The following is a 21,372-nucleotide window of genomic DNA, read 5'->3' as shown; positions in this document are numbered from 1 at the left end:
GCCCCGCTCAGATCGCGTCGTCGTAGCCGGCCAATGCCTCACGCGCGGCCCGTCTGGCGCTCTCGGCGAGTTCCTGCGGGGCGGTGATGCGCCCTTCCCCGCCCAGTCGCAGGGCCAGCCTGCGCAGCGAGGCCGGGTCGGGGGTGCGCAGGGTGATCCGCAGTCCGCCGTCGGGCAGCTCTTCCGCGCTGTCGTGCGGGTAGTACTCCGCGACCCACCGGCCACCGGGCCCGACCTCGACGACGACCTCGGGGTCCTCGGCGGCCGGCTGGACGAGGCCTTCGGAGAGGTCGCGCAGCTCCAGCTCCGGCGGGGCTGAGGGGGCGTCCAGCAGCCGGATCTCCGCGACCCGGTCGAGACGGAAGGTCCGTCGCGCCTCGGTGAGCCGGCACCAGCCCTCCATGTAGGTGTGGCCGACGGCGAACAGCCGGATCGGGTCCACCTCGCGCTCGGTCAGCTCGTCGCGGGCCGGTGAGTAGTAGCGCAGCCAGAGCCGGCGCCTCTCGGAGATCGCCCGGTCCACGTCGGCGAAGACGCCGCCCTCGGACTCGAAGGTCACCGAGAGCCGCGAGCTGGCGGCCCCCACCTCGCCGGCCGCGGTCTCCAGCTTCGCGGTCGCGCGCACGAGCGCGGCCCGGTCGCTCTCGCGCAGGCCCGGGAGGGTGGCCACGGCACGGGCGGCGACGAGCAGCGCGGTCGCCTCGTCGGCGGCGAGCCGCAGCGGTTCGGCCACGTCGTCCGGGTTGTGCCACCAGATCCGGTCGCCGTCGGTGTCGATGTCGAGCAGGTCACCGCCGCGGAAGCTGGTCCCGCACATGGGGAGCACGTCGAGGTCGGAGATCAGCTCGTCCTCGGTGATGCCGAAGGCCCGGGCCACGTCCTGGACGTGGGCGCCGGGTCGCTCCCGCAGATAGGTGACCAGGGAGAGCATCCGCCGGGTCTGGTCGATCGCGTTGGTCGCCATGTGTACGGGCCCCTCAGTCCTTGGCCACGGCGCGCAGCCGGTCCATCACGTCGGCCCGCAGATCGGCGGGCTCGCCGACGATCACGTCGGGACCGAACTCGACGAGCCAGGCGTCCAGGCCGTGTCCGTACGGGATCTCCAACTCGTCCCAGCCGTCACCGAGTTCCCGCACCGATATGGCGCGGGAGCGCAGCGGGTATCCGGCGCCGGTACGCAGCCGGATGCGGGCGGTCCTGGTGGCGGTCTCGCCGGCCCAGCTCTCGACGGTCTCCCGGACGGTCACCGCGTCGGGAACGGGAGCGGTGAACGCCCCGGCGCGGGAGCGGACGCGGCCCGCGATCCGGGACAGCCTGAAGACGCGCTCGGCCCCCCTGTCGCGGTCCCAGCCCGCCAGGTACCAGTGGCCGCGCCAGCACTCCAGGGTCCAGGGCTCGACCTGGCGCTGCTCTGGACGGGCCGCGTTCCCCTTGCGGTAGTCGAAGGTCACGGTGCGGCGGTCCCGGCAGGCGAGCATGAGCGGTTCGAAGGCGGCCTCGTGGACGGGGATACGGGGTTCGAGGGCGCTGTGCGGCTCGTAGTCGTCCTCGGCCTCCGGCATCCCGGCCGCGCGCAGCTTCTGCAGGGCGCCGCTGGCCGCCCCGGCGAGGCGGGCCTGCTGCCAGACCTTGGCGGCGAGCCCGAGGGCGGCGGCCTCCTCGGCGTCCAGGGTGATGGGGGGCAGCCGGTTGCTGTCACGGCGGGCGAGGTAGCCGGTGTCGCCGTCCAGGTTCTCCACGGTCTCGATGACCAGGCCGAGTTCGCGCAGATCGTCCTTGTCGCGCTCGAACATGCGGTTGAAGGATTCGTCGGAGCCCGCTTCCAGGTAGGCCTCGATGGATCCGCGGAGCTCACGCTTGCTGAGCGGGCGCCGGGTACCCAGCAGACACAGTGCCAGGTTCATCAGCCGTTCGGCCTTGGCAATCGCCATCGACGCCCTTTCTCGACGTGCTCTCCGACCGTCGACCGTACCGCTCCGGGGTGTCCGGACCAAAAGCCAGGGCCCGCGCCTTGCGGCGCGGGCCCTGGCTCCTGTACCGGGGGGATCAGACCGAGACGAGGTCGCAGACGAAGATCAGCGTCTCACCCGGGGCGATGGCGCTGCCCGCGCCGCGGTCACCGTAGGCGAGGTGCGCGGGGATGGTCAGCTGGCGGCGGCCGCCGACCTTCATGCCCTGGACACCCTGGTCCCAGCCCGCGATGACCTGGCCGGCACCGAGCTGGAACTTGAGCGGCGCGCCGCGGTTCCAGGAGGCGTCGAACTCCTCGCCGGTGGAGAACGCCACGCCGACGTAGTGCACGGAGACGTTGTGGCCCTTCTCGGCCACCGGTCCGTCGCCCTCCCAGATGTCCTTGATCTCCAGGTCGGCCGGCGGCTCGCCGCCCGGGAAGTCGATCTCGGGCTTCTCGATGCTCACTGAACTGCTCCTCCTACTGATGAACTGGTCAACCGGGACAGTCTTACATCTTCGCCAGGAGGTCCACGGCGAAGACGAGGGTGGAGTTGGCGGGCACGGCCTGCTGGGCCTTGTCGCCGAATCCCTGGGCCGGCGGGATGACCAGCAGGACACGGCTGCCGACCTTCTTGCCGACCAGACCGTCCTTCAGCCCCTTGAGGGTGACCTGCGCCAGCGGGAACGTCTGGGTCTTGCCCGCCTCGTAGGTGTTGTCGAAGGGCTTGCTGCCCTTCCAGAGCAGACCGACGTAGTTCACGACGACGCTGTCGGTGTCCTTGATGACCTCGCCGTCGGACTCGAGGACGTAGTTGGACACCAGCTTCTTCGGCGGGTCGCTCTTGGGGATCGTGACCGTCGGGGCCTTGCCGTCGGTGTTGGTGCCGACCTTGGGCAGGTCGATGTTGTCCTGGGCGACCGGGGTGCCCTTGGCGGAGGCGGGGATCTGCGTCGCCTTCACGATGTCCACGACGAAGACGAGGGTGGCGTTGGGCTTGATGTCGCCCTGGCCCTGCGCCCCGTAGCCGAGGTCCGGCGGGATGACCAGCTCGACGCGGCTGCCGACCTTCTGGCCGACGAGACCCTTGTCCCAGCCCTGGATGACCATGCCCGCACCGAGCGTCAGGTCGAAGGGCTGCTTGCGGTCGAAGCTGTTGTCGAACGGCTTGGTGGAGTCCCAGGCCTGTCCGAGGTAGTTGACCTGGATCGCGTCGCCGTTCTTGAGCTTCGCGCCGTCACCCTCACTGATGACGTCGGTCTTCAGTTCCTTGGGGGGATCGCCCTCACCCTTCGCCAGAGTGGGCTTCTCGCCGAACTTGGCTCCCGCCGTGATCGCGGGAACACCCTTCTCGGTCGAGGCGGAGTCGGAGGCCTTGTCATCGCCGCATGCCGCTGTGGAAAGCAGCAGAAGGGGGACGACGAGAAGGCCGGCAAGTCGGCGCACTGGTTCCTCAGATCTCAGACGGCACGTGAGTGGTCCCCGACACTCTAAGGGCTGTCCGGTCATCCCCGGCGGGCACGCGACGACACCTGCCGGGGATTGCGGAACGGCCCCCGGGCCGCGCGAGGGGCCCCGCACGAGGTACGTACGGGGCCCGATCACCTACGCGGGGCGGGAGTTCTCCGTCCCGGTCACATGCCCGCGATCAGCTTTTCCACCCTCTCGTCGACCGAGCGGAACGGGTCCTTGCACAGCACGGTGCGCTGCGCCTGGTCGTTGAGCTTGAGGTGGACCCAGTCGACGGTGAAATCCCGGCGCTGTTCCTGGGCCCGCCGGATGAAGTCACCGCGCAGGCGCGCCCTGGTGGTCTGCGGGGGCACCGACTTGCCCTCGAAGATCTTCATGTCGTTGCAGATGCGGGCGGCCTGCCCCTTTCGCTCCAGGAGGTAGTAGAGCCCGCGGCGGCGGTGGATGTCGTGGTAGGCGAGGTCTATCTGGGCGACCCTCGGATTCGACATCGTCATGTTGTGCTTCGCCCGGTAGCGCTCGATGAGCTTGTACTTCATGACCCAGTCGATCTCGGTGCCGATCCGGTCGAGGTCCTCGGCCTCGATGGCGTCCAGCGTGCGGCCCCACAGTTCGAGGACCTGGTCGACGTTGCCGGTACGGATGCCGCGGCGCTCGACGAAGTCGACGGCCTTCTCGTAGTACTCGCGCTGGACCTCGATCGCCGATGCCTCCCGGCCGCTGGCCAGGCGCACCTTGCGCTGCCCCGTGATGTCGTGGCTGACCTCGCGGATGGCCCGGATCGGGTTCTCCAGGGTCAGGTCGCGCATGACGGTGCCCGCCTCGATCATGCGGAGCACGAGGTCGGTGGCACCGACCTTGAGGAGCATGGTCGTCTCGGACATGTTGGAGTCGCCGACGATGACGTGGAGGCGGCGGTACCGCTCGGCGTCGGCGTGCGGTTCGTCCCGGGTGTTGATGATCGGACGGGAGCGGGTCGTCGCGGAGCTGACGCCCTCCCAGATGTGTTCCGCCCGCTGGCTCACGCAGTAGACGGCCCCGCGCGGCGTCTGCAGCACCTTGCCGGCACCGCAGATCAGCTGCCGGGTGACGAGGAACGGAATGAGGATGTCCGCGAGCCGGGAGAATTCTCCGTGGCGGGCGACGAGGTAGTTCTCGTGGCACCCGTAGGAGTTTCCAGCCGAGTCGGTGTTGTTCTTGAAGAGATAGACGTCGCCCGCGATTCCCTCCTCGTGCAGGCGGCGTTCGGCGTCGACGAGCAGGCCTTCGAGAATGCGTTCGCCTGCCTTGTCGTGCGTGACGAGTTCCGTCACGTTGTCGCATTCGGGGGTTGCGTATTCCGGATGCGATCCCACGTCGAGGTACAGGCGGGCGCCGTTCCGCAGGAAGACATTGCTGCTGCGGCCCCATGACACGACACGGCGGAAGAGGTAGCGCGCCACTTCGTCAGGTGACAGTCGGCGCTGTCCCCTGAACGTGCACGTGACGCCGTACTCGTTCTCCAGCCCGAAAATGCGGCGGTCCATGACTGAACATTACGCCTTATGGCCTGAGCTGAAACCGGGTTCGGCTGCACCGTTTCGATCATTTTCCGAACCGGCCACGACAGCGGGCGTACGCCCGGGAGCTGCGAGGACCCTTCCGGTGGCCAGCAGGACCAGCAGCGCCGCCACTCCACCGGCCCCGGCGACGGCGAAACTCCACGCCGTACCGCCGGTCTCGGCCGCCGGGCCGGCCACCGCCGTTCCGGCGGCAGCCCCCACCCCGAAGGTCGTCACGAGCCAGGAGAAGGCCTCGGTGACCGTGCCCCGCGGCGCGTGGCGGTCCACCACGATGAACGAGCAGGCGATGGCCGGGGCCAGGAAGACCCCCGCCAGCGCGGACAGGGCGGTCATGGCTGCCACGCCGGGCGTGAGCGTCAACGGCAGGTAGCACAGGGCCAGGAGGGCGACGATGCCGCGCAGCCGCCGTTCGGGTGTCCCGGCCCACTGCCGCGCCCCGTACGCGACTCCGCCGATGAGGGCCCCGAGGCCGAGGGCGGCCATCAGCCAGCCGTACACGGACTCCCTGCCGTGGTCGTCGGCGTAGGCGACACCGGCCACCGTGATCGAGCCGAGAGCGAGTCCGACGAAGAAGAACGCGCCCAGGAGGGCCAGCAGACCGGGAGAGCGCAGGGCGCCCAGCCAGTGCGCCTCGCGGGGCGCCGAGCGCCAGGTCCTGGAGGGCTCGGAGAGCACCACCGACAGGGCCCCGAGGACTCCTATGGCGTTGATGACGAGCAGCGCGGCCGCCGGCGACCAGAGCGCGACCAGGACCGTCACCAGGAGCGGCCCCACGGTGAACATGACCTCCTGCGCCACCGCGTCCATGGCGTACGCCCGGTGCACCCGGTCCTCGCCGCCCAGGACCGTCGGCCACAGGGCTCGCAGGCCGCCCTCCAGAGGGGGCGTGAAGACACCGGCCACGACCACCGCCGCGTACGCCACCGGGAGGGACCCGAGACCGGCGAGGGCCAGCGCGGCCATGCCGAGGGCGGAGAGGACGGCGGCGGGCAGCTGGACGCGCGGCTGGCCGTGCAGGTCGACGGCCCGGCCCAGGAGCGGCTGCCCGACAGCGGTGGCGAGTCCGTACGCGGCCGCCAGGGCGCCGGCCAGCGTGTAGCTGCCGCCCTCCGCGCGGGTGAACAGGACGATCGCGATGTGGGCGGTGCCGTTCGGGAGCCTCCCCACGAGCGTGCCCGCCAGGAGCCGGGCGGCGTGCCGCGCCCGGAGGATGTCCAGATATCCCGCGGCCATCTCCGCCCCTCTCCCCCGGCCGGGCTTCGCACCCTCGGGGTTTTACGTATAACGTCTGCGCTCATACGTACCATGTGGGCAGTCCGCGAGTCCATCCCGGGCGCCCGGCCGGCACAGCACGGAGGCACGAGTGAGCAGCGCGCGGCAGCCCGCCCCACCCCGGCCCACCAGCCGTGACGTAGCCCGGGCCGCGGGCGTGTCCCAGGCGACCGTCTCCCTGGTGATGGGCGGCAAGTGGCGCGGGCGGGTGTCGGCGGCGACGGCAGACCGGGTGCGAGACACCGCCAGGGAGCTCGGCTACCGGCCCAATCTGGCCGCCCGCAGCCTCCGGCTGGGCCGCACGCGTACCGCTCTCCTGGTCGTCCCCGCGCTCACCAACGAGTTCTTCGCCCGCGTCCACACCGGCGCCGCCGCCGTCGCGGCCGAGCACGACTTCGGCGTCGTCCTGTACCCGTCGCCCGACGGCACCGGGCCCGCCCGGGACCCCTTCGCCTCGGCACGGGCGGCCCTCGACGGGGTGATCGCGTCGTCGATGGCCGCCGGCGCGCTCGGGGCGCTGAGGACCGCGGGACTGCCGCTCGTGATGCTGGACAGCGATCCCGGGGACCGCGGTGCGGCGGCACGGGTGAACCTGGACATCGCGGACGGCATGCGTCAGGTGACGGACCATCTGCTGGGACTCGGGCACCGCAGGATCGTCCATCTGGCGTCCGCGGTGGACTCCTGGACGTTCGCGGTGCGCGCCCGGGCACTGGGCGACGCGGTGCGGGAGGTTCCCGGGGCCGTCCTGCGCACCGTCACGGCGCCGCTGGACGTGAGGGCGGGGCGGGAGGCCGTCGAGGCCGTACTGTCGTCTCCCGGTCCGCTTCCGACGGCCGTCGTCTGCGACGACGACATCCTGGCCGCCGGTGCCTGCAAGGCGGTCCGCCGACGCGGGCTGCGGGTCCCCGACGACATCTCCGTGACCGGCTTCGACGACCTGGCGCTGGCCACCGCGGTCGAACCGGAACTCACCACGGTGCGCCTGCCCGCCGAACAGGTGGGGCGGCGTGGCATGTCGGCCCTGCTGGCCGTCCTGGACGGCAGGGCCGCCGACGACAGCGACCTCCCGGTCGGCCTGGTGGTACGCGGCTCCACCGCTCCCCCGCCCGCCTCATGACGGTGCCCCGGGACGCGCGTCGCGCCCCGGGGCACCGGTCGAAGCGGTCGCCGGAGCGACCTGCTACTTCTTCGCGGACCCGCCCGTGTCCTCGGAAGGACCGTCGGTGTCCGCACCCGGGGCGTCGGTCCCGGCGGCGGGAGCCACGGGGCCGTCCGGTTCCTCCGTGTCCGACGGGGCGTCCGTCGGGGTGGCCCCGGCGCCGTCGGCGCCGAGGAGCCGGGCCAGCTGGCGCCCGACGATCCGCTTGAACTTGCGCTGCTGCGGCCTCGTGCGGTCCAGCACCGCGACCTCGAGCCGCTCGGCGGGAATCTCCCGCTCGTTGCCGTTGGCCTCGCGGGACAGTGCCTGCACGGCCAGCTTGAGCGCCTCCGCGAGCGACATGCCGTCGCGGTGGCGCTGGTCCAGGAAGGTGCTGATCTGCTCCGCGTTGCCGCCGACCGCCACCGAGCCGTGCTCGTCCACGATCGATCCGTCGTGCGGGAGGCGGTAGATCTGGTCGCCCTCCGGCCCGGCGCCGACCTCGGCGACCACGAGCTCCACCTCGTACGGCTTCTCGGCCGCGCTGGAGAAGATGGTGCCGAGCGTCTGCGCGTAGACGTTGGCCAGCCCACGGGCCGTCACGTCGTCGCGGTCGTAGGTGTAGCCCCGCAGATCCGCGTAGCGCACACCACCGATCCGGAGGTTCTCGTACTCGTTGTACTTGCCGGCCGCTGCGAAGCCGATCCGGTCGTAGATCTCGCTGAACTTGTGCAGCGCGCGGGACGGGTTCTCGCCGACGAACACAATGCCGTCGGCGAACTGCAGCACAACCAGGCTGCGACCACGGGCGATGCCCTTCCGGGCGTATTCCGCCCGGTCGGCCATGGCCTGCTGAGGTGAGACATAGAACGGCGTCGACACCGGCTATCCGTCCCTTTCTGTCAGTGACGAGTGCATCGGAGGAGCATCAGGAACGGTCAGAGCAGCGCGGCGCGCGGGCCGTCGGGCTGCTCCAGGCGGCGCTCCAGGATCGCGCGCGCGATCTCCGAGGATTCCGTGTCGTCCAGCCTGCGGAAGCCCTCGTCGGTGATGACGGTGACGATCGGGTAGATCCGGCGTGCGACGTCCGGGCCGCCGGTCGCCGAGTCGTCGTCGGCCGCGTCGTACAGCGCCTGCACGACCAGGGTGAGCGTCTGCTCCTCCGTCAGGTCGTTGCGGTACAGCTTCTTCATCGAGCCCCGGGCGAAGACGGAGCCGGATCCGGTCGCCGCGTATCCGTGCTCCTCCGAACGCCCGCCGGTGACGTCGTAGGAGAAGATGCGGCCCTTCTCGCGGTCGACGTCGAAGCCCGCGAACAGCGGGACGACCGCCAGGCCCTGCATGGCCATCGCCAGGTTGCTGCGGATCATCGTGGAGAGCCGGTTGGCCTTGCCCTCCAGGGAGAGCGTGGCGCCCTCGACCTTCTCGAAGTGCTCCAGCTCCAGCTGGAACAGCTTGACCATCTCGACGGCGAGGCCGGCCGTGCCGGCGATGCCCACCGCCGAGTACTCGTCGGCCGGGAACACCTTCTCGATGTCGCGCTGCGCGATCATGTTGCCCATGGTCGCGCGCCGGTCACCGGCGAGCACGACGCCGCCCGGGAAGGTGGCCGCGACGATCGTGGTGCCGTGCGGAGCCTCGACGACGCCCTTCATGGGCGGCAGCTGCCGGTTCCCCGGAAGCATCCCGGGCGACTGGTCGGACAGGAAGTCCATGAACGAGGACGATCCCGGCGTCAGGAAGGCAGCTGGTAGACGCCCGGTGCTACGAGTGTTGGCTTCCACGCGTTTCCCTCCAGGTATGCGATGGCCCTGCGCAAGGAGTCAGGATCATCCCCCGACTTGCCGATGGCCGGATTGCAGGTGCGGCACGGTACGCCACGGACCCTACCCGCCTCGTGACGGTGATCAACATGATCCTGGATGCGGAAGCGGTTCCGTGGGGTGCCCGTGCGCGCGAGGGCACCCCACGGAAAGCTCCGGCCGGCGGCGCGAGACCGCCGATGATCGTCCGGACGGGATCTCCGGCTGTTACTCGCCGCCCTTTTGGACGAACGAGCGTACGAAGTCCTCGGCGTTCGACTCGAGGACGTCGTCGATCTCGTCGAGGACGTCGTCGACGTCGTCGCTGAGCTTCTCCTGCCGCTCCGCGAGGTCCTCGGAGGCCTGCGCGTCCTGCGCCTGCTCCTCGGTCTCCTCGTTGGTGCGCGTCGCCTTCTGCTGTCCGCCGCCGGTGTCCTTGGTCGCCATGTAGCTCACCCCGCTCGGTTCGAAGCACTTGATCAGACCCTACCTACGGGGTCCGACATTGGCCCGGTACTTTCCTCAACGTCCGGAGGTCATCTCATTGATTCCCAGCCGGAGCGCCTTTCAGGCCCCCGTCAGCGTCCGGACCAGCTCTTCCGCCGTGCGGCAGCGGTCCAGGAGCTCCTTGACGTGACTGCGTGTACCGCGCAGGGGTTCCATGGTGGGGACCCGTTGCAACGAGTCGCGGTCGGGCAGGTCGAAGATGACCGAATCCCAGGAGGCCGCGGCGACGTCGTCCGCGTACTGCTCCAGGCAGCGGCCCCGGAAATACGCCCTGGTGTCCTCCGGAGGCTTCGTACGGGCCCGCTCGACGTCGCCCTCGTCGAGCAGCCGCTTGATCTTCCCCCGGGCCGCCAGGCGGTTGTACAGGCCCTTGTCGGCCCGTACGTCGGCGTACTGGAGGTCCACCAGGTGCAGGCGCGGGGCGTCCCAGTCCAGGCCGTCCCGGCGCCGGTAGCCCTCCATGAGCTCCCGCTTGGCGATCCAGTCCAGCTCGCCGGACAGGCTCATCGGATCGTTCTCCAGGCGGTTCAGGGTGTCCTCCCAGCGGGCCAGGACGTCCTTGGTCTGCTCGTCGGCGTCCGCCCCGTACCGCTCCTCGACGTATTTGCGGCCCAGCTCGAAGTACTCCATCTGGAGCTGCACAGCGGTGAGTGTCCGGCCGCTGCGGAGGGTGATCAGCTGTTTCAGCGTGGGGTCGTGCGAGACCTGGTGCAGGGTGCGGACCGGCTGGTCCACCGCCAGGTCGACGTTGATGAAACCGTCCTCGATCATGGCCAGGACCAGGGACGTGGTGCCGAGCTTCAGGTAGGTCGAGATCTCCGAGAGGTTGGCGTCGCCGATGATCACGTGGAGCCTGCGGTACTTCTCGGCGTCCGAGTGCGGTTCGTCGCGGGTGTTGATGATGGGGCGCTTGAGCGTGGTCTCCAGGCCGACCTCGACCTCGAAGTAGTCGGCGCGCTGGCTGATCTGGAATCCGTGCTCGTGCCCGTCCTGGCCGATGCCGACCCTTCCCGCGCCCGTGACGACCTGGCGGGAGACGAAGAACGGTGTCAGGTGGCGCACGATGTCCGAGAAGGGGGTCTCCCGCTTCATCAGGTAGTTCTCGTGCGTGCCGTAGGACGCACCCTTGTTGTCGGTGTTGTTCTTGTACAGGTGGATCGGCTGGGCCCCGGGGATCGCGGCGGCACGCTCCGCCGCCTCGGCCATCACCCGCTCGCCCGCCTTGTCCCAGAGCACCGCGTCCAGCGGGTTGGTGATCTCGGGTGAGCTGTATTCGGGGTGTGCGTGGTCGACGTACAGCCGCGCACCGTTGGTGAGGATCACATTGGCCAGGCCGATGTCCTCGTCGGTGAGCTGGCTGGAGTCGGCGGTCTCGCGGGCGAGGTCGAAGCCTCGCGCGTCGCGCAGCGGATTCTCCTCCTCGAAGTCCCAGCGGGCGCGGCGCGCCCGGTGCATCGCCGCCGCGTAGGCGTTGACGATCTGGGACGAGGTGAGCATGGCATTGGCGTTGGGTTGGCCGGGAACGGAGATCCCGTATTCCGTCTCGATGCCCATCACTCGCCGTACGGTCATGCGGCCCTCCTTGCCCGGCGGCGCCCCCCTGCGGAAGCGGCGCTCAAGTACCGCTGCTGGTCCGCGGTGCCCGTCCCCGCACTGCGCGACTCGGCGGTACGGCAGAGCCTAGAGCGCCTCTGCGCCGGTGGGGAGATCAATTGCGTCATTGTTCGGGTGTGGCCGGACCTGCCGGGAAAACGGCCGGCTGCGGATACCCTGCCGGGCATCCGCAGCCGGTCTGCGTTTTACAGGTACTGTCCGGTATTTGCCACTGTGTCGATGGAGCGACCGGTGTCCGCGCCCTGCTTTCCGGTGACGAGAGTGCGGATGAAGACGATCCGCTCTCCCTTCTTTCCGGAGATCCTGGCCCAGTCGTCCGGGTTGGTCGTGTTGGGCAGGTCCTCGTTCTCCTTGAACTCGTCCACGCACGCCTGGAGGAGATGGGAGACGCGCAGGCCTTTCTGGCCCTGCTCGAGGAATGCCTTGATGGCCATCTTCTTCGCCCGGTCGACGATGTTCTGAATCATCGCGCCGGAGTTGAAGTCCTTGAAGTACAGGACTTCCTTGTCGCCGTTCGCGTAGGTGACCTCGAGGAAGCGGTTCTCCTCGGATTCGGTGTACATCCGCTCCACGACCGACTGGATCATCGCGTGGGCGGCCGCCTCCTTCGATCCCGTGTGCTCGGCCAGGTCGTCCGAGTGCAGCGGGAGCGAGGGGGTGAGGTACTTCGCGAAGATGTCCTTCGCCGCCTCCGCGTCCGGACGCTCGATCTTGATCTTCACATCGAGCCGGCCGGGCCGCAGGATCGCGGGGTCGATCATGTCCTCGCGGTTGGAGGCGCCGATGACGATGACGTTCTCCAGGCCCTCCACACCGTCGATCTCGGCGAGCAGCTGGGGGACGATGGTGTTCTCCACGTCCGAGCTGACACCGGAACCACGGGTGCGGAAGAGGGACTCCATCTCGTCGAAGAAGACGATGACGGGGGTGCCCTCGCTCGCCTTCTCCCGGGCACGCTGGAAGACGAGGCGGATGTGCCGCTCGGTCTCGCCGACGTACTTGTTGAGGAGCTCGGGGCCCTTGATATTGAGGAAGTAGCTCTTCCCCGCGGGCTGCCCGGTCACCTCGGCGACCTTCTTGGCCAGCGAGTTGGCGACGGCCTTGGCGATGAGTGTCTTGCCGCAGCCGGGAGGGCCGTAGAGCAGGATGCCCTTCGGCGGACGCAGTTCGTGTTCCTTGAAGAGGTCCGGGTGGAGGTACGGGAGCTCGACCGCGTCCCTGATCAGTTCGATCTGGTCGCCCAGGCCGCCGATCTTCTCGTAGTCGATGTCCGGTACCTCTTCGAGGACGAGCTCCTCGACCTCGCTCTTGGGCACCACTTCGTAGACGTAGCCGGACCTGGGCTCGAGCAGCAGGGCGTCTCCGGGGCGGATGGTGATGTCCAGCAGAGGCTCGGCGAGCCTCACCACCCGCTCCTCGTCGGTGTGCCCGACGACCAGGGCGCGCTCGCCGTCCTCGAGGATCTCCTTGAGGGTGACGATGTCCCCGGCCCGCTCGAATTCCATGGCCTCGACCACGTTGAGCGCTTCGTTGAGCATGACCTCCTGGCCTCGCCGGAGGCCTTCGAGCTCGACGCTCGGGCTCACGTTCACCCGGAGCTTGCGGCCCCCGGTGAAGATGTCGCAGGTGTCGTCCTCGTTGGCCTGCAGGAAGACACCGAAGCCTGCCGGTGGCTGGGCCAGCCGGTCGACCTCCTCCTTGAGGGCCACGATCTGGTCGCGGGCCTCGCGGAGCGTGTTGGCGAGCCGCTCGTTCTGCGCGGACACGCCGGCCAGACTGGTCTGCAACTCGACGATCCGCTCTTCGAGAATCCTCGTATGACGCGGAGAGTCGGCGAGCTTACGTCGCAGGACGGCGATTTCCTGCTCGAGAAAGGCAACCTGCCCGGCTGGGTCTTCCGACCCTCGCCCGGGCCGGATGCCGCGGTTGATGTCGTCGTCGTGGGCTGCCACGGTCCTCACCTCCTCCAAGGGGAGCTGGACGCTTCCTGACCCTACCTGGGTGGGTGATGATTGAAACCCCTAGATCACAAAGACCCGGGTGTCTGTCCGATCTTCACCCTTGCGCTCTCCCTCACGCCAGAGGAATACCCACCCTTCGGCACCGGAAAGCAGCCGGTTGTATCGTCGAAGTGTTCAACACCCGTCAGGGCTGGCTTCAATTGGTGCAGATACGCAGGGAACGGCAGGACACATGACCGTGCAGCAGGACGCTCCGGGAGACACCGGGACCCAGGACCTCGAGGTCTGGATCGACCAGGACCTCTGTACGGGCGACGGCATCTGCGTGCAGTACGCACCCGAGGTGTTCGAGCTGGACATCGACGGTCTGGCGTACGTCAAGAGCCCCGAGGACGAGCTGCTCCAGGACAAGGGGGCCACCACTCCGGTGCCGCTGCCCCTGCTCCAGGACGTGGTGGATTCGGCCAAGGAGTGCCCGGGCGACTGCATTCACGTGCGTCGCGTCTCGGACAGCGTGGAGGTCTTCGGGCCGGACGCCGAGTGACGGCTCAGGCCGGACGCGCGCTGCCGCCGGGCACGGAGGAGCGGACGAACGCGTTGCCCTTCCACCGCCAGGAGGCGCTCTCGGTCTCGTCGGGGCAGCAGCGCGGCACGTCGGCCGACGAGTAGCCGAGCAGGTTCGCCGAGATCCGGCCGTCACGTACGGCGAGGCCGGTGACCGCCAGCTTCTGGGCGGGGTCCACCAGGGTCGCCACGACCCGGGGTGCGGCCCCGCTCCGCTGTGTGACGACGTAGATGCCGCTCGGAGGGGTGCCGGAACCCGCCGCGCAGTGGACGACCGCGACCGTCTCGGGGCCGCCGTCCCCGTCGAGGTCCCCGGGGGCGCTGTCCGCCACGGTCTGTCCGGCGCCTGCGCAGTCGAGCGGGAAGGTCACACCGGCCGGATCGGGCGCCTCGGCCGGGGCGCCCTCGTGGCGGGAGGTCACGCCGTGTCCGGACGCCGAGGCCGTGGCCGTGGCCGCTTCGGGCTGCAGCAGCCCCGCGACGGCGACCACGGCCGCCATCGCCGTGGCCGTGGCGAGCCAGTGCACCGCCCTGGCGTCGGTGTGCGCGAGGTCCGGGAGCGCGGAGGTCTGCACGCGGTATGTCTCCATGTGGTTCCTGGAAGCCTGTAGAGGCGGTGCCGAGCGGACCTCGGCGGGCGGGGGGTGGCCAGCATCGTGCCACACCTCACACCGCAGCGGAACGGCGGGGTCCGTCGAGACGGCCGTCAGCCACGGAAAGGCGCCGCCGCCGGCTCCCCGGATCGGTCCGGGGAACTCGGCGGCGGCGCCTGTGGGTTACGGGAGGTCAGTCGCGGTTCGCGCTGCCGCTCCGGGCGCCGGGACCGTCGTAGTCCTCGCCGTACGCGCCCTTGGAGGGGCGGCGACGGCGCAGGGGCGGCTCGACGCCGTCCGCGAGCCGGCGTGCGGTGACGAGGAAGCCGGTGTGGCCGATCATGCGGTGGTCCGGCCGGACGGCCAGGCCCTCGACGTGCCAGTTGCGGATCATCGACTCCCACGGCTGCGGTTCGGCGAAGCAGCCGATCTCGCGGATGGATTCGACCGTCCGCGACAGCTGGGTCGTCGTCGCGACGTACGCGCAGAGGATGCCGCCGGGCACCAGGGCCTTGGAGACGGCGTCGAGGCACTCCCACGGGGCGAGCATGTCCAGGACGACCCGGTCGACATCGGTGTCCGACAGGTTGTCCTGGAGGTCGCCGACCGTGAGCTCCCAGGCCGGGTGCGGGGAGCCGAAGTAGCGCTCCACGTTCTGCTGGGCGATCTCGGCGAAGTCCTCGCGGCGCTCGTAGGAGTGCAGCATGCCCTGCTCACCGATGGCGCGCAGCAGGAAGGTGCTGAGCGCTCCGGAGCCGACCCCCGCCTCCACGACGCGGGCGCCGGGGAAGATGTCGGCGAAGGCCAGGATCTGCCCCGCGTCCTTGGGGTAGACCACGGCGGCGCCGCGGGGCATGGACAGGACGTAGTCGGGGAGCAGGGGGCGCAGCGCGAGGTAGGCGACGTTTCCCGTGGTTCGGACAACACTGCCCTCGGGAGCACCGATCAGCTCGTCGTGGGAGAAAGAACCCTTGTGGGTGTGGAAGTTCTTTCCGGCCTCGAGCGTGAAGGTGTAGTGGCGTCCCTTGGGGTCGGTGAGCTGGACCTGGTCCCCGACTTTGAATGGGCCGCGACGGCGGGCGGCACCGGTCGGTTCGGACATGCGGCCAGCCTACCGGTATTTCGGGGGCGGCCTTCCGGGGGCCTCAGGACGAGGGACGGGCCATGGCCGCGACGAACGCGCGCTCCACGTCGGCCGTCGACAGGACGCCGTAGATCTCGCCGGTCTCCTCCATCACCAGGTACTCGGTGGCGGGGGTGGCCTTGAGCCGGTCCAGGAGCGCTTCGCCCGCGAGTTCGGCGGGGACCTTCATGCCGTCGGTGAGGTCCTGGGCGAGGCCGCTGACCGGCACCCAGGGGCGGCGGTGCTCGGGGACCCCGGCGATGGCGGCCTCCCGCACGACGCCCTTGGGACTGCCCTGTCCGTCGACGACGACCAGGGCGCGGGCGCCGGCCTCGTTGGCGCGGCGGAGCGCCTCGGACAGCGGGGTGGCCGACTCGACGGGGACCGCGCGCCGGGTCAGGGTGCGGGCCCTGAGGTCGGGGAGGTGTTCCCGCAGACGGGCCATGCGGAGGCTGTTCCCGGCCCCGGTCCAGATGATGCCGGCGAGGATCGCTGCGAGCAGCGCGTCGGTGACCGTCTCCACCCCGCCGATGTCGCTGCCGGCGTCGCCGAGGGCGCCGGTGTGGGTGAGCAGGGGCAGGCCGATCAGGACGGTGACGGCGAGACCCCTGCCGACCCACGCCGCGGCGACGGTGCCGCTCATGGGCTTGCCGGTGATCTTCCACACGACGGCGCGGAGCATGCGCCCGCCGTCCAGGGGCAGGCCGGGCAGCAGGTTGAAGGCGGCGACGATGAGGTTGGAGATCATCAGCCCGGCGAGGAGCACGCCGGGGACGGTGCCGGCCTCGACGAACTGGAGCGGGATGTAGAAGATCCCGGCGAGGACGAGTGAGAGCAGCGGCCCCACGAAGGCGAGCACGAACTCGCGCCCCGGGGTCTCGGACTCCTTCTCGATCTCGGAGACGCCGCCGAAGAACTGGAGCTGGATGCGGCGGACCGGCAGCTTGTAGCGCAGGGCCGCGACGGTGTGGGCGAGCTCGTGGACCAGGACGGAGGCGTAGAAGGCGATCGCGAAGAAGAGCGCGACCAGGTAGCGGGCTCCGCCGAGGCCGGGCAGCACCCGGTCGAGCTGGCCGCCGAACACCCACGTGATCAGGGCCGCGACGACGAACCAGCTGGGGGCCACGTACACGGGCACCCCGAAGGGACGGCCCATGAGGAGGCCGCCGCCGGGGTCGGCCGGACGTCGCGGTTTGCCCTTGCCGGGTCCGGTGCCGGGGTCACCGCCCCCTGCGCCGGGCTGCGGGCGCCCGCTGTCGCCGCTCTCGTCCACGGGATCCCTCCGGTCGGTGGCTGCTGCCACGGTCGTGCTGTGCGCGAGCTCTGTGGTCGATGGTATGCCGGTGGCTGTCGGTGGCGGGCCGTAGGGTCTGCGACATGACGTCCGTACCGCGCCCGCCTTCGCCACCCTCGTCCCTGTCGCCGTCGCGCGCGAGCGATTTCATGCAGTGCCCGCTGCTCTACCGCTTCCGGGTGATCGACAAGCTGCCCGAGAAGCCCAGCGAGGCCGCTACCCGGGGCACGCTGGTGCATGCGGTGCTGGAGCGGCTGTTCGACGCTCCGGCCGCGGACCGTACGGCGCCGCGGGCCAAGGCGCTGATCCCCGGCCAGTGGGACCGGCTGCTCGAGTCCAGGCCCGAGCTGACCGGCTTGTTCGCGGGCGATCCGGAGGGCGAGCGGCTCGCGGGGTGGCTGGGCGAGGCGGAGCGGCTCGTGGAGCGGTGGTTCTCCCTGGAGGACCCGACGCGCCTGGAGCCGGCCGAGCGGGAGCTGTTCGTCGAGACCGAGCTGGATTCGGGGCTACGGCTGCGCGGGGTGATCGACCGGGTCGACGTGGCCCCCACCGGCGAGGTCCGGATCGTGGACTACAAGACGGGCAAGGCGCCGCGGCCGGAGTACGCGGAGGGCGCCCTGTTCCAGATGAAGTTCTACGCCCTGGTGGTGTGGCGCCTGAAGAACGTGGTGCCGCGCCGGCTCCAGCTCGTCTATCTCGGCAGCGGTGACGTGCTGACGTACGACCCGGTCCCGGCGGACCTGGAGCGGATGGAGCGCAAGCTGCTCGCGCTGTGGGAGGCCATCCGGGTGGCGACGGAGACGGGCGAGTGGCGGCCGAGGCCGACGAAGCTGTGCGGCTGGTGCGACCACCGGGCGGTCTGCCCCGAGTTCGGCGGGACTCCCCCGGTATATCCGCTGTCCGTCCGCCCGGCGGACCCGGTGGAGGGTGTGCAGGGCAGAATGGAGCCGGTCCCGTCCGAGGCCGGACAACCGGTGGCCCTCGAAGGCCCTTAAGGAGATTCCGTGGCTATCCGCGTCCTGCTCGTCGACGATCAGCCCCTCTTGCGCACCGGGTTCCGGATGATCCTGGAGGCGGAGGGCGATCTCGCGGTGGTCGGCGAGGCCGGCGACGGACTGCAGGCCATCGAACAGGTGCGGGCGCTGCAGCCCGACGTGGTGCTGATGGACATCCGCATGCCGCGGATGGACGGCGTGGAGGCGACGCGCCAGATCACCGGGCCCGGCCGGGACGGCCCGGCGAAGGTCCTGGTGCTGACGACCTTCGACCTCGACGAGTACGTCGTGGAGGCGCTGCGCGCGGGGGCCAGCGGCTTCCTGCTGAAGGACGCGCCCGCCAACGAACTGGTGCAGGCCATCCGCGTGGTGGCCGCGGGTGAGGCGATGCTGGCGCCCAGCATCACGCGCCGGCTGCTCGACAAGTACGCCGACCACCTGCCGTCGGGCGAGGAGCCGGTCCCGGACGCCCTGCACACGCTCACCGAGCGTGAGGTGGAGGTGCTGAAGCTGGTGGCGCGCGGACTGTCGAACGCGGAGATCGCCGCCGACCTGTTCGTGAGCGAGACGACGGTCAAGACACACGTCGGCCACGTGCTCACGAAGCTGGGACTGCGCGACCGCGTGCAGGCCGCGGTCTACGCCTACGAGAGCGGACTGGTGCGTCCCGGCGCACAGTGACGGTGCGTGCGAAACCGGTGCGGGCCAGGGCCGTCGGCCCTGGCCCGCACCGGTCGTCCGGACGGCGCTCCGTCAGGAGGTGCCGCGCCCCAGCTCCCAGAGCTGCAGGTCGGCCGAGGAGTTGACGGCGTACTCGACGCCGTTCAGCCCGTCGAGCGAGGCGACGTACTGCTTGCCCTGCCAGATCGGCAGCACGGGGACGTCGGTGGCGACGATGTCCTGGAGCTTCTCGAAGGCCGGGCTCGCGGCGCTGCGGTCGGCCTCACGTCGCGACTGCGGGATGAGCGTGTTCTGGGCCAGGGTGGACTGGTACGGGGAGTTGAGGAAGTTGTTCTTGTCGAGGAACGGCGCGGTGTAGGTGTCCGGGTCCGGGAAGTCGGGGAACCAGCCCATGCCGTAGACCGCGTACTTGCCCTTCTTCTGCTCGGGACGGTACTTGTCCCACGGCTTGCCCTCGATGTCGACCTGGAACAGCTGCGAGGCGTTGAGCTGCTTCGCCAGCGCCTCGAACTCGGTCTTGGTGGCGGGGCCGTAGTGGTCCGTCGTGTAGTGCAGCGTGAACTTGACCGGCGTGCTGATGCCCGCCTTGTCCAGGGTCTCCGCGGCGTTCGAGACGTTCGGCTCGCCGTACTTGTCGAAGAACGGGGTCGTGTGGCCGGTGATGCCGGAGGGGATCAGCGAGTAGAGCGGCTCGGCGGTGCTGCCGTACACCTTGCTCGCGATCGACCCGCGGTCGATGACCTGGGCCATCGCCTGGCGCACGGCCTTGTTCCTGACCTCGGGGGCCTCGGTGTTGAAGGCGAGGTAGCTGATGGCGAGTCCGGGCATCTCGGTCAGCTTGACGCCCTCCTTCGGCTCCGCGAGCAGCTTCTGGGACTGCTCGGGCGACATGGTGCGCGTCATCATGTCGATCTTCTTGTCGTCGAGCGCCTTGCCCATCGCCGCGGCGTCGGGGAAGAGGTTCAGCTCGACCTTCTGGTTCTTGATCTTCAGGTCACCCTTGTACTTCGGGTTCTTGGTGAAGACCACCTTGACGACCTGGTTGTCCTTGACCTCGGGCTTCATGGTGTACGGGCCGGAACCGTCGACCTGGAAGCCCTCACGGGGGGACTTCGCCGGGTACTTGTCCTTCGGGACGATGCCGGCCGCCGGCGTCGCGAGCTTGTACGGGAAGGTCGCGTCCGGCGTGCGGAGGTGGAAGACGACCTCCTTCTCGCCCTTGGTCTCGATCGTGTCGATGTTGTCGAGCAGACCGATCGGACCGCTCTCGTCCTTGATGTCGATGACGCGCTGTATGGAGTACTTCACGTCCTCCGGGGTGACCGGGGTGCCGTCGGCGAAGGTGAGCCCGTCGCGCAGGGTGCAGCGGTAGCTCTCGTTCTCCGTGTCGGTGAAGGAGCAGCGCTCGGCCGCCTCGGGCACCGGCTCGCCGCCGCCGCGCGGAATGTGGGTGAGTGTCTGCACGGTCTGCCGGAGCACGTTCCAGACGCCCGCTTCGTAGCCGATCGCCGGGTCGAGGGGTGCCGGGCTGTCCGCCGAGGCGATGAACTGGTCCGTCGTCCCGACCACGATGGTTTCACCCCCCTCGTCCGACCCGCCACAGGCGGCGAGCACGGGCGCGAGCAGGCCCACTACGGCCGGCAGCACCAGCGTCTTGCGGTTCATCTGGGCGTTCTCCCTCATTCCGGCATGTGAGAAAACTGAGATTAGTAGGCGTCGCCGGGGGCACTTCACCGGCACCGGACGGCCCCGTATCCACTCGGTTATCGGCGATGACCGGCTGTCCATGTCACGCTGGAGAATGTTTCGTACACGGCTTCACCAACCGGACTTTTGGGTGTACGAAACGGACGGACGGGTCGGGCCGCAAGCGCTTCGACGGGCGCAGGGAGTGATGAGGATCACATCGGTGCCTCAAGTGGCGCATTGACATGGACCTGATTTTTCCGCCGCGGGAAAGCCGGGACCGGACAGACTTCGGCCCCGGATTCCTGTCGTCTTTTGACGAGGACTCCCGGTGCGGCGGCTATCGCTCCACCGTGACCAGCTCACGGAGGAACGCGAGATCCACGTGTTCCAGCGAGGGCACGACGACCCGTCCCGGCGCGGGCGCGATCGGCGCGACGGAGGGCACCGCCACGACACGGCAGCCCGCGGCCTCGGCGGCCGCGACCCCGGTCGCGGTGTCCTCGATGACCGCGCAGCGCCGGGGATCGGCGCCGAAACCGGCCGCCGCCGCGAGATAGGGCTCCGGGTGCGGCTTGGTGCGGGTCACCTCGTCGCCCGCGACCGTGAGCGCGAAGTGGTGACGGCCCACCGATTCCAGGACACGGTCGATGATGCGCCGGTGCGAGGCGGAGACCAGCGCGGTGGGAACCTGGTGCGCCGCGAGCTCGCCCAGCAGTCGCGCGGCCCCGGGCATCAGCGGCACCCCGCGGCCGATGCGCTTCTCGAAGCGGTCGTTGAGCAGCACGGTGAGTTCCTCGATGGCGATGTCCGCACCGGTGACGTCGATGAGGTAGCCGGCGCTGCGCGTCATGGGGCCGCCGACGACCACGTCACGCCATGCCTCCTCCAGACGGTGACCGAGGTCGGCGAAGACCTCGACCTCCACGTCCCACCAGAATCCCTCGGTGTCGACCAGCGTGCCGTCCATGTCGAGAAGAACCGCCTGCAGCGCCGACCCTTCGGTCGTACGGGTCAGGGACGCGGGAACCGTACTGGTCATCCGGCACACCTCCATGAGGGACGAGAAGGCCGGCCGCCTTCCCGGTGGGAACGGCGACCGGCCTGCACTGGACCGACCAGTCTACGACTCGTCCGCGCGCGGCGCTCGCAACGG

The 21,372-nt window shown here is 69.9% G+C and carries 20 protein-coding genes and 1 pseudogene; 4 read left to right on the top strand and 17 right to left on the bottom strand.

All coding sequences use genetic code 11. The features are described from left to right. Positions 1–7: 7 nt before the first annotated feature. From ACFYY2_RS11670 to ACFYY2_RS11645, 6 genes are all read right to left on the bottom strand, one after another. The gene (locus ACFYY2_RS11670) at positions 8–964 is read right to left on the bottom strand and encodes a helix-turn-helix transcriptional regulator (RefSeq protein WP_388740488.1); all 957 of its coding nucleotides are present in this window, start codon (positions 962–964) and stop codon (positions 8–10) included. A 13-nt stretch (positions 965–977) separates the two neighbouring features. Next, positions 978–1,931, bottom strand: coding sequence for a helix-turn-helix transcriptional regulator (locus ACFYY2_RS11665; RefSeq protein WP_388740485.1), 954 nt, complete (start codon positions 1,929–1,931; stop codon positions 978–980). Between the two features lie 115 nt (positions 1,932–2,046). Continuing rightward, complete coding sequence (locus ACFYY2_RS11660) at positions 2,047–2,418, bottom strand: FKBP-type peptidyl-prolyl cis-trans isomerase (RefSeq protein ID WP_388740483.1); 372 nt, start codon at positions 2,416–2,418, stop codon at positions 2,047–2,049. Between the two features lie 43 nt (positions 2,419–2,461). After that, positions 2,462–3,397, bottom strand: a complete 936-nt coding sequence (locus tag ACFYY2_RS11655; protein ID WP_388740480.1) for an FKBP-type peptidyl-prolyl cis-trans isomerase — start codon at positions 3,395–3,397, stop codon at positions 2,462–2,464. Positions 3,398–3,585: 188 nt separating this feature from the next. Continuing rightward, positions 3,586–4,947: a Pup--protein ligase gene (gene pafA / locus ACFYY2_RS11650; RefSeq protein WP_327120317.1), complete on the bottom strand. Its 1,362-nt coding sequence runs from the start codon at positions 4,945–4,947 to the stop codon at positions 3,586–3,588. A 9-nt stretch (positions 4,948–4,956) separates the two neighbouring features. Beyond that, entirely contained in the window at positions 4,957–6,216 is a 1,260-nt protein-coding gene (locus ACFYY2_RS11645; protein WP_388740477.1) for an MFS transporter, read from the bottom strand. Between the two features lie 130 nt (positions 6,217–6,346). Between ACFYY2_RS11645 and ACFYY2_RS11640 the strand changes: the two genes are divergently transcribed. After that, positions 6,347–7,375 carry a LacI family DNA-binding transcriptional regulator gene (locus ACFYY2_RS11640; protein ID WP_388740475.1) on the top strand — a complete coding sequence of 343 codons (1,029 nt, stop codon included), beginning with the start codon at positions 6,347–6,349 and terminating at the stop codon, positions 7,373–7,375. A gap of 63 nt (positions 7,376–7,438) precedes the next feature. Here the strand turns inward: ACFYY2_RS11640 and prcA are convergent, their stop codons facing one another. The 6 genes and pseudogenes from prcA to arc all read right to left on the bottom strand — a co-directional run bounded on the left by prcA (position 7,439) and on the right by arc (position 13,271). Next, entirely contained in the window at positions 7,439–8,278 is an 840-nt protein-coding gene (gene prcA, locus ACFYY2_RS11635; RefSeq protein ID WP_388740472.1) for a proteasome subunit alpha, read from the bottom strand. A 56-nt stretch (positions 8,279–8,334) separates the two neighbouring features. After that, positions 8,335–9,180, bottom strand: coding sequence for a proteasome subunit beta (prcB, locus tag ACFYY2_RS11630; protein ID WP_388740470.1), 846 nt, complete (start codon positions 9,178–9,180; stop codon positions 8,335–8,337). Continuing rightward, a pseudogene (locus ACFYY2_RS11625) lies at positions 9,132–9,311 on the bottom strand (endonuclease domain-containing protein); the annotation flags it as partial. The pseudogene ACFYY2_RS11625 and the gene prcB, both read right to left, overlap by 49 nt. Before the next feature lie 115 nt (positions 9,312–9,426). Beyond that, positions 9,427–9,645, bottom strand: coding sequence for a ubiquitin-like protein Pup (locus ACFYY2_RS11620; RefSeq protein ID WP_327120307.1), 219 nt, complete (start codon positions 9,643–9,645; stop codon positions 9,427–9,429). A 120-nt stretch (positions 9,646–9,765) separates the two neighbouring features. Next, positions 9,766–11,277, bottom strand: coding sequence for a depupylase/deamidase Dop (gene dop, locus ACFYY2_RS11615; RefSeq protein ID WP_388740467.1), 1,512 nt, complete (start codon positions 11,275–11,277; stop codon positions 9,766–9,768). A gap of 227 nt (positions 11,278–11,504) precedes the next feature. After that, positions 11,505–13,271: a proteasome ATPase gene (gene arc / locus ACFYY2_RS11610; protein WP_329035772.1), complete on the bottom strand. Its 1,767-nt coding sequence runs from the start codon at positions 13,269–13,271 to the stop codon at positions 11,505–11,507. A gap of 241 nt (positions 13,272–13,512) precedes the next feature. On the opposite strand from arc, the gene ACFYY2_RS11605 reads away from it, so the two are divergent. Continuing rightward, complete coding sequence (locus tag ACFYY2_RS11605; protein WP_388740464.1) at positions 13,513–13,824, top strand: ferredoxin; 312 nt, start codon at positions 13,513–13,515, stop codon at positions 13,822–13,824. A 4-nt stretch (positions 13,825–13,828) separates the two neighbouring features. Here ACFYY2_RS11605 and ACFYY2_RS11600 read toward each other — a convergent pair whose 3' ends face one another. The 3 genes from ACFYY2_RS11600 to ACFYY2_RS11590 form a co-directional block, all read right to left on the bottom strand. Continuing rightward, positions 13,829–14,419 (bottom strand): hypothetical protein, encoded by a 591-nt coding sequence (locus ACFYY2_RS11600; RefSeq protein WP_388741313.1) that lies wholly within the window; start codon positions 14,417–14,419, stop codon positions 13,829–13,831. Positions 14,420–14,630: 211 nt separating this feature from the next. Continuing rightward, entirely contained in the window at positions 14,631–15,539 is a 909-nt protein-coding gene (locus ACFYY2_RS11595; protein WP_388740462.1) for a tRNA (adenine-N1)-methyltransferase, read from the bottom strand. 43 nt (positions 15,540–15,582) lie between these two features. Continuing rightward, on the bottom strand, positions 15,583–16,833 hold the full coding sequence (locus ACFYY2_RS11590; RefSeq protein ID WP_388741310.1) for a site-2 protease family protein: 1,251 nt from the start codon (positions 16,831–16,833) through the stop codon (positions 15,583–15,585). Positions 16,834–17,003: 170 nt separating this feature from the next. On the opposite strand from ACFYY2_RS11590, the gene ACFYY2_RS11585 reads away from it, so the two are divergent. Together ACFYY2_RS11585 and ACFYY2_RS11580 are read left to right on the top strand one after the other, a co-directional pair. Beyond that, positions 17,004–17,849, top strand: a complete 846-nt coding sequence (locus tag ACFYY2_RS11585; RefSeq protein WP_388741308.1) for a RecB family exonuclease — start codon at positions 17,004–17,006, stop codon at positions 17,847–17,849. 9 nt (positions 17,850–17,858) lie between these two features. Then, entirely contained in the window at positions 17,859–18,530 is a 672-nt protein-coding gene (locus ACFYY2_RS11580) for a response regulator transcription factor (protein ID WP_327120297.1), read from the top strand. Positions 18,531–18,602: 72 nt separating this feature from the next. On the opposite strand, the gene ACFYY2_RS11575 is transcribed toward ACFYY2_RS11580, so the two are convergent. Next, positions 18,603–20,195, bottom strand: coding sequence for an ABC transporter substrate-binding protein (locus ACFYY2_RS11575; RefSeq protein WP_388740458.1), 1,593 nt, complete (start codon positions 20,193–20,195; stop codon positions 18,603–18,605). Positions 20,196–20,556: 361 nt separating this feature from the next. After that, on the bottom strand, positions 20,557–21,258 hold the full coding sequence (locus ACFYY2_RS11570; protein WP_388740455.1) for an HAD family hydrolase: 702 nt from the start codon (positions 21,256–21,258) through the stop codon (positions 20,557–20,559). Positions 21,259–21,372: the final 114 nt, after the last annotated feature.

Source organism: Streptomyces sp. NPDC001822, assembly GCF_042892135.1.
Lineage (GTDB): Bacteria > Actinomycetota > Actinomycetes > Streptomycetales > Streptomycetaceae > Streptomyces.
Note: the sequence above shows the minus strand (reverse complement) of the source record. Positions and strands in the feature narration are given on the sequence as shown.